At 52.4% G+C, this 14,703-nt stretch carries 9 protein-coding genes; 5 read left to right on the top strand and 4 right to left on the bottom strand.

The window, feature by feature from the left end:
• The first annotated feature begins 5 nt into the window (after window positions 1-5).
• On the top strand, window positions 6-1,265 hold the full coding sequence (locus tag AB1L42_RS03015; RefSeq protein ID WP_367051035.1) for a hypothetical protein: 1,260 nt from the start codon (window positions 6-8) through the stop codon (window positions 1,263-1,265).
• Window positions 1,266-1,334: 69 nt separating this feature from the next.
• On the opposite strand, the gene AB1L42_RS03020 is transcribed toward AB1L42_RS03015, so the two are convergent.
• Together AB1L42_RS03020 and AB1L42_RS03025 are read right to left on the bottom strand one after the other, a co-directional pair.
• Window positions 1,335-1,793 carry a hypothetical protein gene (locus AB1L42_RS03020; protein ID WP_367051039.1) on the bottom strand — a complete coding sequence of 153 codons (459 nt, stop codon included), beginning with the start codon at window positions 1,791-1,793 and terminating at the stop codon, window positions 1,335-1,337.
• Between the two features lie 343 nt (window positions 1,794-2,136).
• Complete coding sequence (locus tag AB1L42_RS03025) at window positions 2,137-2,787, bottom strand: VPLPA-CTERM sorting domain-containing protein (protein ID WP_367051042.1); 651 nt, start codon at window positions 2,785-2,787, stop codon at window positions 2,137-2,139.
• A 442-nt stretch (window positions 2,788-3,229) separates the two neighbouring features.
• Between AB1L42_RS03025 and AB1L42_RS03030 the strand changes: the two genes are divergently transcribed.
• Entirely contained in the window at window positions 3,230-3,739 is a 510-nt protein-coding gene (locus tag AB1L42_RS03030; RefSeq protein ID WP_367051044.1) for a papain-like cysteine protease family protein, read from the top strand.
• A 52-nt stretch (window positions 3,740-3,791) separates the two neighbouring features.
• Here AB1L42_RS03030 and AB1L42_RS03035 read toward each other — a convergent pair whose 3' ends face one another.
• The gene (locus AB1L42_RS03035) at window positions 3,792-5,696 is read right to left on the bottom strand and encodes an arylsulfatase (RefSeq protein WP_367051047.1); all 1,905 of its coding nucleotides are present in this window, start codon (window positions 5,694-5,696) and stop codon (window positions 3,792-3,794) included.
• A 245-nt stretch (window positions 5,697-5,941) separates the two neighbouring features.
• On the bottom strand, window positions 5,942-7,747 hold the full coding sequence (locus AB1L42_RS03040) for a phosphoenolpyruvate hydrolase family protein (protein WP_367051050.1): 1,806 nt from the start codon (window positions 7,745-7,747) through the stop codon (window positions 5,942-5,944).
• A gap of 246 nt (window positions 7,748-7,993) precedes the next feature.
• On the opposite strand from AB1L42_RS03040, the gene AB1L42_RS03045 reads away from it, so the two are divergent.
• The 3 genes from AB1L42_RS03045 (at window position 7,994) to AB1L42_RS03055 (ending at window position 14,401) form a co-directional block, all read left to right on the top strand.
• The gene (locus AB1L42_RS03045; RefSeq protein WP_367051053.1) at window positions 7,994-9,268 is read left to right on the top strand and encodes a Tm-1-like ATP-binding domain-containing protein; all 1,275 of its coding nucleotides are present in this window, start codon (window positions 7,994-7,996) and stop codon (window positions 9,266-9,268) included.
• Between the two features lie 59 nt (window positions 9,269-9,327).
• Window positions 9,328-10,164, top strand: coding sequence for a phosphoenolpyruvate hydrolase family protein (locus AB1L42_RS03050; protein WP_367051057.1), 837 nt, complete (start codon window positions 9,328-9,330; stop codon window positions 10,162-10,164).
• Between the two features lie 76 nt (window positions 10,165-10,240).
• A complete protein-coding gene (locus tag AB1L42_RS03055; RefSeq protein ID WP_367051060.1) occupies window positions 10,241-14,401 on the top strand; it encodes a ThuA domain-containing protein in 4,161 nt (1,386 codons plus the stop codon).
• Window positions 14,402-14,703 lie beyond the last annotated feature (302 nt).

Raw genomic sequence — 14,703 nt, forward strand, 5'->3', positions numbered from 1 at the left:
GCGACATGGCACTTTTTGAGCGAAAACGATTTGTCTGGAATGAACCCTGGTTTTTTCAGCAACGGATTCGCACCTCAAGGTCTTGGCTCAATCTGGTCCTCATTCTCGGAGCGGCTGCGGCGGTTGTGGGACTTGTTTTCTTCTTCGCAGCCCCAGCCGGTCAGCCCAAGAACTGGTTTGAAATCATCGGGATGAGTATCGGATTCGCGGCCGCCATCTGGTGGGTGATCGATGGCGTCGAAACTCGTCGGCAAGCAGTTCTGCTGGATGATTCAATCGTCGTCGGGGGCGATATGGGAAAGTACTCGCAGCCCACGACGTACAAGCTATCTGAGATTCCTGGCTTCGCGATCGTTCTGCCAGAGGAGTCGAAGTGGCCGGAACCGGCTCTCTTCTTTCACTACGACGGAGAAGAGCAGGCCATCGGCATCGACTCCAAGGCTGGACTGACTCGCGTCGCTCAAGCGATCCACGACAGCGGCAAACCGGTGCGACTCGATGGCTGGGAACCAGATCAGGACCAGGAGTTCAAGAAAGCCTTTCAGTGGAAAAGCGAATCCCCTGACTCGTCCAGCCGCGCAACTATCGAAGAGCTTCCGGAAGGGACTCCGGGGTTGATGAATTTTGGAGGAATGGTCAAAGCGATTTTTCATCAATGCTGGGCTGTGGGATTGTGGCTGCTCTTGACGGGATATCTTGGCTACTACGGCTACCAGAATTGGAACAACCTTGGTGTCGTGCGATTCGGGCTACTGATCATGACCTCAATCGGGGGACTTTACGTCGCAGGCACCTACACAGATCGCATTGCAACTGCGGCCGCTTCATTCGACCTGATGGACATGGCGCTTGATCAGATTCGGAAGCGCTCAGGTGTCCGTATTGATCTCGATTCTGAGGACTTGGTTCCGATCGAAATTCTGGAACCTGACCAGATGGCCAAGACGATTCAGGTGCTTCACGAAATGGGATTTTTGCAGGTCGATAGGGCGACCAGAGAAGTTCTGTTTGAAGGCAAGAAACAGCGATGGACAATTCCCGCAGACGCCATCAAGTCTCTGGAATTGGAAGAAGTTCAAACGGGAACACCGGGTCAATCCGCGATGGGAGCGCTGAACTACTTCGTGATGATCACGTTCATGGAGGATGAGGAAAAAGTGTTCGCGATTCGTCACGCCCAGCGCGACTATGGAGAATTCAACGACGTGAAACGCGCCGCCGGAGCGATTGAGGTTTACGAAGCGATCGAAGAGATCCTCGCGTAGTTGAATCGCATTCGAACAGGCAGGCATTCGGACTTCAAAAAGTGCGCCGAGGGAACGTCATAGATCGAATCAATGCGCAGCACGTGACGAGTCAGAATCGAGTTCTGCCAGCAGCTTTTCAAGTTCATCAAACTCTTGGGGGCGATAGCGCAGTTTCGATAGTCGTTCGTAAACCGCAGAGAGTGCCCGGTGGTCTTCCCAACTGATGAGTTGTCTCTGTCGACGAAATCGCTTCAGAAATTGACGCTTGTGGATTTTTCCGAAAGGTGTTTTGAGGTCATCCAAGAGAAACTTGAGCGCAATGCGATACGCTTCCTCATCACACTCCTCGAGCCCCGCCTGGATGCAGCCCATAAAATTCGACCACCAGAGGATCGGATGTGTTTCGACCAGTTGATCGGCGAATCGCTCAGCGTTTGGCGGTAGCGACTCCAGCCACTGGATCATTCGATCAAACTCGCTTTCACGTTGACGCTCTCTGCAGACCTCAACAATTCGCTGATCCCAGAGATCATTCGGAACTCTCAAACAACTCTCCCTTCGACAAGCCCGACAGGTGAAGTAACTTCTGTCTTCAAACAGTGATCAACTGCCTAATGATCACGCTTATGGAGGAAGAGGAAAAGTGTTCGCGATTCTTTATTCTTGAGCCGACTTCAGAGATTTAATTGACGTCAAACGCTCCGCCGGGGCACTTGAGACTTACGAAGCAATCGATGAGATCGTCCCAGGATTCAGCCTCACGAAAGTCTGTTGACAGTCGCCAGAAATAAAAAACTCCAGCAGGCGAGAAATGATCGCCTGCTGGAGTCAAAGATTCTCGAAAGGGTGCTTCGAAAGGAGAGCTTTGTCTTCACGTCCTCAGTACACTTCAACGATTTCGTGAACGTCGACGAAGAAGTCCCACCCCACACACGCCTGACAACATTAAAAGTGCCGAAGCTGGCTCCGGGACGACTGCAGTCCCGTTGACGCGGAAACCGGAATCGAAAGTCGTGTCCGCCACGAATGATGTATTCCCACTAAACCCGATCCCATCTGAATATGCAGTCCCTGCCCCTGATGTCCAAAGATACCAATCCGGAAGTGTTCCTGTGAGGCTGGTCAGCAGGATCGCGTAATCAGTATTTGCCATCAATTCGACCATCGATGAAGAAAAGTCAACCGGTACCAGAGCAGTTGAAAAGGAAGTAGTGGGAATCTCCGCAGCTGACAGCGTTCGAGTTGCCAGTACATTTGATAGATCCGGTGTTCCGGATGAATTCAGTGTTGTCAAAGAGACGTTTAAATCGTCCGTGGGAGTACCATTAATACTTCTCCATACCTGCAATTCAATCGTCGTCAACCGGCCTGACTGGGTTGCTGTAAAGGATTGACCACGAGAGTTTCCAGTGAATACCGCAAGTCCAGACCCTGGACCCGTTACGACATTTTCTGCAATGACTATGTCTGCATTTACGGTTGCCTGACTCGCACCGACACTACAGATTGCTGCCAGCAGGAGAAATGTTTTTCGAAGCATTTGTTCGCCTCTTATGTGTTTCCGAGAGCAGGAACAATCCGGTCGAAAATGATACTTTCCACACCGTAAAAGGCTGGTGAGACAAACGTCAATTGAAAATATGCAACAAACCATTTGCATTTCAGGATTCACGAGCACCTCATTGGGCTGCTAAAAGCCTTCAATTCGACTGCCGCGCGGTTCGCGCTGATTTGTGACGAAGAATTTTCCGTTTTCGTCCAGTTTCTTAGCAACTCTTCTGTGAGTCAGACGAAAACAGTTGTGCTTTCGCCGTTTCGTGTTTGACTCTGTCGAGATTTGCTCGATCGATTGCCTGAATTCATCAGGGAAAGAGCAGAAGACTTCGACTTCAAACCACTCGAATCAATGCTTAGAGACGAGCATCTTATTTTAAAGCGACGGGCTCAATCCGCGCTCACTTTCCCGAAATGAGGAGATACCTATGGCTACCTTTCGCGTTACACACCCGATTGCACACATTCGACAACCTTCCCAAAACGACTGCTGGGCGGCGGCCACAGCGATGGCTCGTGGACGTGATCGCGGTCGGCACCTGATGGTCTCTGACGTGAAGCAAATTGCCAGCGACAATGGCGTTCGAGTGAATGTCGACGGCACACTTCCCGTGCAAGATCTTGGCAACACTCGAAGGCTGGCGACCGCATTGAATATGCAATGCTTTGATGTCCGAATGGGTGCGGTGACGACTGTGACTGTCTCGGTTATGAAACGATACCTCGAACGCGGTCGACTGGCTTTGTTTGGCTTCTTCGACTTTCCACGGCTCTCATTGAATCATGTCATCACGGTTTATCGCATGTGGGGCGATGGAACTCCGACAGGAACAACAATTTCAATTGTCGACCCGTTTAATGGCCGCGCTGACAACTTTAGTTGGAAGGAATTCAACGAAGATATCATGGCGGACCCGCACTTCGTCGTGGTGAAGTAACAGCTTTACCGCAGCCACGTTGAAGCGTGCGACTTCCATTCGATTAGATTTGTTAATCGATCCGATTCACGTAGACATAGTATGCTCCGCAGATTTCATTCCCTGCGGAATCGAGCATCCAGGACTCCAGTTCAATTGGTCCAGCATTGAGGTTGGCCTTGAACTGGAAACACGTTCCCTCTGAGTTTGCATCGGTCGTCTGATCGAAACCGTCTCCAACTCGCAGCCGGCCATGATGAATTGGTAATGCTTTGCCGGCCACGTATGTCCCGTCGGTCACCTGAAGCTGCGGACATCCATCACTCAATCGCAGGCCACTTTCGCGCGGCCAACGTCGAAGCTCAAACTCGTACGTTCCCGGTTCTGCAACAACCAAGTGCCACACACCATTCTTTTGAACGCCTCTGCGAATCTGCACCTGCTGGTCGACGAAGACGTCCAGCCATTCACACGCGGTTAGCAGCATCGGATTCTCTGCCGAGTGACCGATCACCACACGCTGCGGCTCCATGACTTCATCTTTCACACCGTCCCACCACTGGTCGAGATGTGCCTGCATCGCCTGGACGACTTCCGAGTTCTCGGCAGCGATATCGTGATCCTGATGCAGATCCTGTGAGACATCGAACAGCATCCGGTTTTCGAGAAGTCTCCAGTTCTTCCACATCACACACGCCCCCTCCTTTTGAGGGATCGCCGGATTGCCATCGGTATACGTGACTCGAAACGTCGGCATGCGACTGTAGTTAATCACGAGCATACGATCGTCGATCGAATCGGACTCGCCGCGAAAAATCGGAGCCAGACTTTCACCATCAAGCTCACCGGTCAATTGATCTTCACATCCCGACAAGTCTGCCAACGTGGGAAGCAAATCCTGCACATGCGAGAGGGTCTCGACGTCCTGTGCTTTGAGAGCATTCGGAAACCGAATAAAGCAGGGAACCCTGTGACCACCTTCCCAGAGGGTCGTCTTCTTTCCTCGCATTCCGGCATTGAAATAGTCGGCACCCATCGTGCTTCCGTTGTCCGTCAAAAAGACAACAATTGTGTTGTCTGCGAGCCCTTTATCGTCGAGGAATCGAAGAAGCTGACCGACGTTGTCATCGATATTGCTTCCCATCGCGAGGAAGCTGACAAGATTCCTCCGCTTCTCCGGCGAGAGGTGTTTGGTCACTTCCGGATTCGCGTCAACGGAAGCTTGAACTGCCTGACGGTACTTCTCGGGAACAAACCACGGCCAATGGGCGGAGTTGAGCGGGATGTATGCGAAACTCGGCTGGTCCGAAGTGGTCGACTCCAGCCAGTCCATCGCTTTCTGAAAGAAAATGTCTGTGCAGTAGCCGTCATAAACTTGTCGCTCTCCGTTGTGCAGATATGTATCTTCGAAATAGTCGTTGTCCCAGAAGTCAGGAACGCTGTTGATGTGCGAAGACGGGAACCACAGAGCCTCATCAAAGCCACGATCTTCAGGTCGAAACGGGTAATTGTCGCCGAGATGCCACTTTCCAAAAATCCCGGTCCGATAACCTGCATCGCGAAACACATTCGCCATCGTCTTCAGCTCCGGACGCAACAGAGTTCGCCCACTGCTGACGTTGATCGCACCGTTTCGAAAAGCATCCAATCCGGTCATGAGTTGGCCACGCGTCGGCGTACACATTGGCGAGACATGAAAGTCAGTGAGCCGAACGCTCTCGCTCGCCAGTTGATCAATGGATGGCGTTTCAAGCAACGGATTTCCATGACATGAAAACTCACCATACCCCTGATCGTCCGTCATAATCACGATGACGTTCGGATGAGAAGATTCTGCGGCCGATGTAAGTCCAGCACACCACAACTGCGCTGCCACAGCAGCGAATAGAATGCAAACGCCGCTTGCTTTACTCTTGCGCCAAAAGTTCGCGATTGCACAGCTTTGGTTGACCCACGCTTGGGGAGTGAATTGATGCATGATGATTCCGTCTGAATGTTGTCAGCGTGTAATGAATCTAAAATTGCTGGCACTTAGTGATGAATGTTCCCTGCGAAAGTAATTCGAAGCGGACTGCGAAGCAATTCACACGCACGTTCCACAACAAGAAAGCACCAATTGCAACATTCATCGGAAAGAAAGTGCAGGAGAGGGTCGATACCAGTCGGACCTCGTTTCAATATTCGGACGACGATCAACCACTCGACGTTTTTCATCGAATTACTTCAATCGACATTGTCTTCCTTCAGCCAGCAATACAGCGTCTTCCGAGATATTCCGAGAGTCTTGGCGGCCAACGTTTTATTTCCATGACACTGCTGAACCGCAGCTTCTGCTTTCATGCGGTTGCTGACTGTCGTATCACCTGCGAGAGAGTTCTCGAGATCGAGCACAGGTGTAATTGGTCGATGCGAATCGTCACTTTGCCGGCCGGATGACGATGAGATCCCGTCCGGAATGAAGTGTCGACCGTGCAGCACATCTCCATCTTCGCGAATTGCCGATTCGCGCAACACTCCTTCTAGCTCACGAAAATTCCCGGGCCACGAATGTTGAAGCAGCTTGTTCTGAAACGCCGGGCTGATGTCGAATGACTTTCGATTCATCTCTGAGTGCAATCGACGAGCGATCTCCTGAGCTAGCAGAGTCAAATCATCTCGACGAGATCGGAGTGGCGGAATCTTCAACGTAATCTGGTTCAATCGGTAGTAAAGATCTTCACGAAACAGCCCCTGTTCGACCTGTTCTCGCAATGGTCGGTTCGAAGCTGTCAGCACTCGGACATCAAGCGATCGCGAGACCTCACTACCAATGGGAGTGACTTCCTGTTGTTGAATCACTCGCAACAGAGCAACTTGTCCTCGCGGGCTGAGGTCCGCCACTTCGTCCAGAAACAGAGTTCCGCTGTCGGCCAGTTCGAACTTTCCGCGTCGACGGCGATCTGCGTCCGTGAACGCACCTTTCTCATGGCCAAATAACTCCGACTCAAGCAAGCTGTCCGGAATCGCTCCGCAGTTAAGCGTGATGAACGGTCCGGCGTGTCTTCGGCTCAAACGATGAATCTGAGCAGCGACGAGTTCTTTACCGGTTCCTGATTCGCCTTCAATGCACACATTCACGCTATGCCCAGCCACACGCTTAATTAAGTCGAAGACTTCGAGCATTTCCGGGCTGCGACCGATCATCGGGCCGAAGCCTCGAGCACTGCGTTCATAGTCCACCGTTTCCATCGAACTTTGAAATCGATGAATTGTCGACGTAATCGCGGCTTCCACTGGCAATCGTTCGAAGACTGACCCTCCTGCGAATCCGTGAACGGAAGTCTGCCGCATGAGAGTCTTGAGATCGTCTGCCGTCGTGATCGGACCACCGAATGCCAGGCAGGGGACGTTTGGCTTCAACCGGTTGGCCAGATTGAGCATCTCATTCATGCGCGTCACTGCTTGCTGCATCTGATCGCGACGATCCCGGACGTCGTCCAACTGCTTCGTCAGACCCAGATTCAAGATCAGGCCATCAACTCCTGCATCGAGAAACGACTCAAGTTGATCATTCGACAATGCAAAGCCGAGCGTCTGAAATCCGCGACTTTTCGCCAGCGTCAACAACTTTGATTCTGCTTCCGTGTTGAAGCCATTCTCCTGTAGAACTCGCCCATACTCGCCATCGACAAACCCCAATGCGGGCCAATTGACGATTCCCCCGACTCCCCATTCTCTCCAGCGATCGAGGTATGCGATCAGGCTGGACTCATCATCTCCGCAGAAGAGACCGGCGAAGACAGGAGTGCTCTTCGCATGAGGCAAGACATCCCATCGCAACAGTCGGTCTGTTTGTTCATTCGCATCACCAAGCGGCAAGAACGCAGCCAGCGTCCCGACTCCGTGCGTTCGATACATCCCGGCGTTGAGAGCCAAAAGCAAATCCGCCCCAGCATCGATGGCGCAGCGAGCCACCAAACCCGAGCCCGCCACGACGGCGACAAGTGGTCGAGCTTCCTGTTTCTCAGCTCGCGATTGTATCGTAGTCATCAATTCAATAGTTCTTGATGGGAAGAAGGGAGTTCGAAGCTGTTTCGTCGTGGGTAACAATTGTTACCGACTGTCACTTAACTGTAACTACCGAAGCGCTTCCAAAGCGACGCTCCTGACGATATCGAAGTGTTTTTCATGACAATCACTAGCTGATGTTCATGTCATCGCATGCTCTCAGAGGCATTGGACCAGAAGTTGCTTATCAGAGAACAGACGATTCAACTGTTACGAAGGTGTTACCCTGTGAATAGTCAACGTGAATCTGCTGCCGTTTATCTGCTCGCCACAATGGACACTAAAGGAGCCGAACTGGGCTTTCTGGCTGATCGATTGCGCCATCGTGGCGTCGCTGTCCGAACAGTCGATGTTGGAACGGATCCGGAACTGACCGCTGAGGCAGATGTGTCGCGGGAAGAAGTCCTAGCAGCGTCTGCGATTCAATCTACGGTCACACAAAACGAGTCGACGTCAGGCGATCGCGGACAAGCCATCGCGAAAATGTCGGCATGCCTCCGCGAATTCATGTTGAGTGAGCAACGAGCGGGCAGGGTACAGGGAGTCATCGGAATCGGAGGCAGCGGAGGGACATCTCTCATCGCTCCGGCAATGCGAATACTTCCAATCGGAATGCCGAAGATTCTGGTCTCGACTGTCGCCAGCGGTAACGTCGCACCGTACGTCGATTGCTCCGACATTTTCATGCTCTACTCGGTGGTCGACATCGCAGGGCTGAATGTCGTGTCGAAAAGAATTCTCACCAACGCAGCAGATGCAATGGCCGGGATGGTTCTTCCCGATTCAAAAGCGACGACATCAAAAACGACTGACTCACAAGTTCCGCCGCGAAACACTGTTGGGCTGACAATGTTTGGTGTGACGACTCCTTGTGTGACTCAGGTTCGCCAGCAGTTGGAAGCAGACAACAATGAGTGTCTGGTCTTCCACGCAACAGGCACCGGAGGCAGAGCCATGGAACAGCTTGTCGAGTCAGGATTTCTCACAGCAGTCATGGACATCACAACAACCGAAGTGGCTGACGAAATTGTTGGCGGAGTCTTCGCCGCCGGTCCGGAGCGGTTCGATCGTGTTCTCAGAAGCCGCGTCCCCTATATACTAAGCTTGGGTGCATTGGACATGGTGAACTTTGGAGCCCGCGAAACAGTTCCTCCACAGTTCCAAGACCGATTGTTGCACTGCCACAATGCCCAAGTCACATTGATGCGGACGAATGCAGTCGAGTGCAAACAAATTGGACGCTGGATCGCTGACAAGCTGAATCAATCGGTCGCGCCGTTACGCTTACTCATTCCTGAAGGTGGCCTGTCTCTACTCGACGTTCCCGGACAACCGTTTCACGATCCGGAAGCAGATCACGCACTTTTCGATTCCCTCGAAGAACACCTTCAACAATCTGACACACGGCAATGCATTCGATTGCCCTATGAGATCAATGCTCCCGAGTTTTCCGAAGCTCTCCTTCAGCATTTCAGCGAACTCTCTGCGAAAGCAAGCTCGTAGATTTGCCGAGCGAATGATCTTCCACTTGAATTCTTTACCTCTTTGAAACGACTAAAATCATGCGACAAAATCGAACCGAAATCCTGAACCGTTTCCATGCCAAAATTTCTGAAGGCAAACCAATCGTCGGTGGTGGGGCAGGTACTGGAATTAGTGCCAAGTGCGAAGAAGCGGGCGGAATCGACCTGATCGTGATCTACAACTCCGGACGATTCCGCATGGCTGGCCGCGGATCTCTATCCGGACTCTTGCCTTTTGGGAATGCAAATGAAATCGTCAAAGACATGGCGAAGGAAGTGTTGACGACTGTCAAATCAACGCCCGTCATCGCTGGCGTGTGTGGTGTCGACCCCTTCATGCTTCGAGACCATTTTCTGAAAGAACTCATCGATCTCGGATTCTCGGGCATCCAGAACTTTCCAACGGTCGGCTTGATCGACGGAACTTTTCGCGCCAACCTCGAAGAAACCGGAATGGGATACGACCTGGAAGTTGAGTGCGTCGCCGCTGCCCGCAAGCTGGAACTATTAACAACTCCTTACGTCTTCGATCCAGAGCAAGCAGTACAAATGGCCGAAGCTGGTGCCGATATCCTGGTCGCTCACATGGGCTTAACGACCGGCGGTGCCATCGGCGCTGAAACGGCGAATTCACTCGACGCCTGTGTCCGCCGCGTCAGCGAGATTGCCGAAGCGGGGCGTAGCGTGCGCACGGATATTCTGGTCCTCTGTCACGGCGGCCCTATCTCGATGCCGGAAGATGCAAAGTTCATGCTGGAGAACTGCGACATCCACGGCTTCTACGGAGCGAGTTCGATGGAACGTTTACCGACCGAAACCGCGATTCGAGACCAAGTCCAACAGTTCGTCGACTTAAAGCTAAATCGAACAAACTAAGTTCGATCTAAAACCATTGTCACGAATTCCTGTGCGTGACCTTGCTTAAAAACTTGTCTTCAATCGAGATTCTTTCGTGAACAAAATCTTCGTTGCTGCGCGCGCGGCGAATCCATCTGCCATCGCTTTGACGTTCATGTTGCTCGTCTGGGCAACAACGGAATCGGTGGGTCAAGAGACTCTTCGTCAGTTAGTCCCAGCCACAGAAATGTGGTCCGATCCTGCATTGCCAATCAAAGATAATTTAATGCTTTGGCTGGATGCTTCACGGATAGATTCCGCCTTCGAAGCTCGCGGAGTGACCGCGCCTGCTGAGAGCGAGCCTGTCTCAGTTTGGCCGGATGCTTCTGGAAATCGCCGTGATCTGACGCAAACGGAAACCGATCGGCAGCCAGTTTTTCACCAAACCGGAGACTTTCGATCAGTCCTTTTTTCCGGCGATGACTTTCTTTCATCTTCGATCGCAGAAACGACATGTGACGAGCTGACAGTCTTCATCGTCTCAGCGACGTACTCAACTCCGGCTCCGTACTCCGCGTGGATTTCGTTCAGCGCGAAGGATCGAAATGACTATCAGAGTGGACTCAACATCGATCAGGGAAGTGGTTCTGCCTCCACCCAGCGAAGTATTAATGTCGAAGGTGTCGGCGCAGGTGGGGAATCCAATCTGTTGAAAGGCCCGATCGAGTTCGGATCAGTGACTCACATGTGCGTCACATCAAGCGGTGGCCCTGACGGAATTGGTGTCTGGGTGAATGGTGACTTTCAAGGAAGTCGTCCGCGTCAGACTGACTCCTCGATTCATACAGAAGAAGTCGTGCTGGGTGGTCGTAGATACAACAATAGTGGAGGATCACCTGAGCCGCAGGCTTTTTTCGACGGGGACATCGCAGAAATTCTCGTCTATGACCGCTTACTGACTGAGGATCAACGAAGAAGGGTTGAAGAGTACCTCAAGCACAAATACCGCACGACAAAGAAGTTGCCGGTTCCGATTCGAACAGACAGAGGTGAACCACTCGTTCGCGTTGAAAACCCTCCGTTGGCGCAGGTCTTTGTCCCCGGATTCGCGGTGCGTGAAGTTCCGATCGAATTGCCAAATATTAATAACATTCTATATCGCCCGGACGGAACACTGATCGCATTGGGCTACAACGGAAACATCTGGCGATTAACGGACACAAACGGCGATGGACTTCCGGATCAGTATTCGCTGTTCTGGGAGAATCATGGCGAGATCCTGTCGCCCATCGGAATGGATCTGACCACGCCTGGGTTCCCTGATGGCGACGGAGTCTACGTGGCGTGCAAGGGCAAATGCACTCTCATTTTGGACACCGATCGTGATGGACGTGCTGATGAAGAACGCATTCTCGCCAACGATTGGCAACCTCTGCAGCACAACGTTGACTGCCTGGGAGTCGCTGTTAGCCCGAAAGATGGCAGTGTCTATTTCGGGCGAGGAACTACCGATTTCACGAATGCATACCTCATCAACGACAAGGGTGAGTCGCAGTTCGATCTGAGCAGCGAGCGAGGAACGATCCTCAGGATTTCTCCTGACGGAAAGCAACGGGAGATCGTCTGCACCGGGATTCGCTTTCCGGTCGGTCTTCGATTTAACAGGGCAGGTGATTTGTTCTGCACTGACCAGGAGGGGGCTACATGGCTGGCGAATGGAAATCCGTTCGATGAGTTGCTGCACATCCAAACCGGCAGGCACTATGGCTTTCCTCCTCGGCATCCGAAGCATCTCCCTGATGTCATCGATGAACCAAGCACGTTCGACTACGGGCCGCAACATCAGTCAACGTGCGGATTCTGTTTTAATGAACCGATCACTCCTGACGGCAACACCTTCGGTCCAGATCACTGGGTCGGTGATGCCTTCGTGACTGGATACTCACGAGGAAAACTGTATCGCACGGAGCTGTCGAAAACGGAAGCTGGCTATGTCGCGAGGAACCATCTCTTCGCTTGCCTGAACATGCTCCCGGTTGATTGTTGCCTCACTCCCGATGGCGGATTGCTTGTAGCAGTCCACAGCGGCGGACCTGACTGGGGAAGCGGTCCAGCCGGGATCGGGAAGCTCTTAAAAGTCGAATATCGAGAGCCAGAAAGTCCGCAGCCCACACTGGTTTGGCCAGCATCTTCCCACGAACTGCGTGTCGAGTTTGACCGTCCGATTCCGGCCGAGCGATTGCGTGGAACCATGGAACAAGTCGAAATCACAGCAGGTCCATTTGTTCGTGCTGGGGATCGGTTTGAATCGTTGTGGCCCGGGTATTCGGTCGTCCATGCCCAGCAACGTTCGCCGCGACGGCGGATTCGAATTCATTCGGTTCAGCAAACAGCTGACCTGCGAACATTGGTGATTGCCACCGATCAATTGTCCGTTGCGGAACACTATTCACTCACGCTTCCAAGATCGATATGTGAGGCACAAGAAACACAGGGAAGCAAAGACGAGTCGCAACAAATCGATGCAATCGACCTCGGATTTAACCTCTCGGGATGTGAGGCTGCATTCTCTCAACACGGCGAAGTCGTCTGGAGTGGTTGGCTTCCAACTCTCGACTTGAAAGCAGCGAGAGAATGGACCACCGGTTCGGCGTTTCATGATCAGTTGTGGCGAGTCGCACAAGAGCCCGGAGAATGGAGACTATCTGCGCAAATGCGACTCGATGCGATGCTCCGCCCGAAAGTCCAACCTGGATCTCAAATCGAATACGAATTGCCTCCAGAAGTTGTTCATCTAGACGTCCCCGGTGGAACCGAGCTACAAGTTCACCGGGAGGGTGGCACAATCTCTGAGGCTTCCGGGATCGCTGTTGAATCCGGAGATTTGGCGGATGTTAACGTGCGCTTTGAGTCCGACTCTCTCGAACAAGCGCTGAAATTTTCGATCGCATACAGAACCAATGAAGATGAGCGGTTGCGTCCAATGCCCCCGAGTCGCGTCCTGCTGCCTTGGGCCAAAACTGAAAACCACGAAGTGCAGAGTAAAGATCTTGCCGAGATCCCGGAACTGAAGGGAGGGAGTTGGGCTCGAGGCTGGAGCGTCTTTCACAACTCCGAGAAGGGTTGCGCGAAGTGCCATTCGATTCACGGCAGTGGAAACTCGATCGGTCCGGATCTCTCGAACTTGATCCACCGAGATTACGCGAGCGTTCTCAGAGATATTACGAATCCCAGCTTTGCAATTAACCCTGACTATTTAACTTCGATTTATCTTTTGGATGATGGTCGAGTCATTCAAGGATTCTCACAGACCGTAAAAGGGCAACTGCATGTCAGCGATTCAGCCGGAAAAACGACGGTCATCGATCCTGATGAGATTGAGTTAGTCAAACCATCGAGTAAATCGGTCATGCCTGAAGGGCTGCTCAAAACGCTCTCCGATCAGGAACAACGTGATCTTCTGACATTCCTCCTGACTCGCGGACCGTCGATGCCCACTGTAGGAGTTGCTGTCGATCCACCTTCGCCGCGCAGCTTCGCTGAAGTCCAAAGCTTTCTGTCGGAATCGCCACTCAAACCGAACTCATGGAAGCCGCTGCGAGTCGTTCTGGTCGGCGGGGCGAAAGACCATGGACCGGGCGAACACGACTACCCAGCTTGGCTGAAGAGTTGGAGCGAGTTGTTTTCGATTGCCGAAAACGTCACGGTCGTTCAAGCCATGGAATGGCCTGACGATGACGAACTTGAGAAAGCCGATGCCATGGTCTTCTATCAACGTGGAGACTGGAACCAGGAGCGAAGCGACAAAATCGATAGCTTTTTGAGCCGAGGTGGAGGCCTCACGTATATTCACTGGGCAGTCGATGGCCGTGAGCATGCTCCCGAATTCGCTGGTCGAATTGGAAAGGCGTGGGGACCGGGATCTCGCTTTCGTCACGGTCCGCTGAAAGTAGATTTCGACGCACAGGATCATCCGATCGCACGCGGTTTCAGGGTGCTAAAAATGGTTGACGAGAGTTACTGGAATCTCACCGGCGAGCTCACTGAAGTAAGTGTTCTGGGGCATTCCATTGAGGAAAATCAACCACGTCCGATGTTCTGGGCAAAGCAACACTCCGGTGGACGGGTCTTCGTCTCGATCCCCGGTCATTACTCATGGACGTTTGACGATCCACTTTTTCGAATTCTCCTGTTGCGTGGAATCTCCTGGTCAGCAGGGGAACCAGTCGATCGATTCAACCCGCTCGTGCTCCCCGGAGCGAACGTGACCAACTAGAGCAAGTTGCTCTTTCCTGTGCACTCGCTTGCACTGTTCTATAAATTCAACGCTGTGCTTGCTCGTGCGAGATCGTGCACACAAGACTAGAAAATGCTCTACAACTCCGGTGCGAATTCTGCTTCCTCACAAGCAGAGTTCACTTGCTGAATGCTGCATGGACACTCAAACATCGCTCCAAAACAAAGACGAGACTGCTGTTCTTTCCCATGCATCATGTTCGAAGTGACGCGCGTTGATCTCTGCACTTCTTCAATCAGTCACAGCATCACGAAGAGAGAACTTCATGCGTCGCAGAGAGC

Source organism: Thalassoglobus sp. JC818, from assembly GCF_040717535.1.
Lineage (GTDB): Bacteria > Planctomycetota > Planctomycetia > Planctomycetales > Planctomycetaceae > Thalassoglobus.

Coding starts and splice junctions, on each gene's coding strand:
- AB1L42_RS03050 (WP_367051057.1), top strand. CDS start 9,328: ATGCGACAAAATCGAACCGAAATCCTGAACCGTTTCCATGCCAAAATT.
- AB1L42_RS03030 (WP_367051044.1), top strand. CDS start 3,230: ATGGCTACCTTTCGCGTTACACACCCGATTGCACACATTCGACAACCT.
- AB1L42_RS03035 (WP_367051047.1), bottom strand. CDS start 5,696: ATGCATCAATTCACTCCCCAAGCGTGGGTCAACCAAAGCTGTGCAATC.
- AB1L42_RS03015 (WP_367051035.1), top strand. CDS start 6: ATGGCACTTTTTGAGCGAAAACGATTTGTCTGGAATGAACCCTGGTTT.
- AB1L42_RS03025 (WP_367051042.1), bottom strand. CDS start 2,787: ATGCTTCGAAAAACATTTCTCCTGCTGGCAGCAATCTGTAGTGTCGGT.
- AB1L42_RS03040 (WP_367051050.1), bottom strand. CDS start 7,747: ATGACTACGATACAATCGCGAGCTGAGAAACAGGAAGCTCGACCACTT.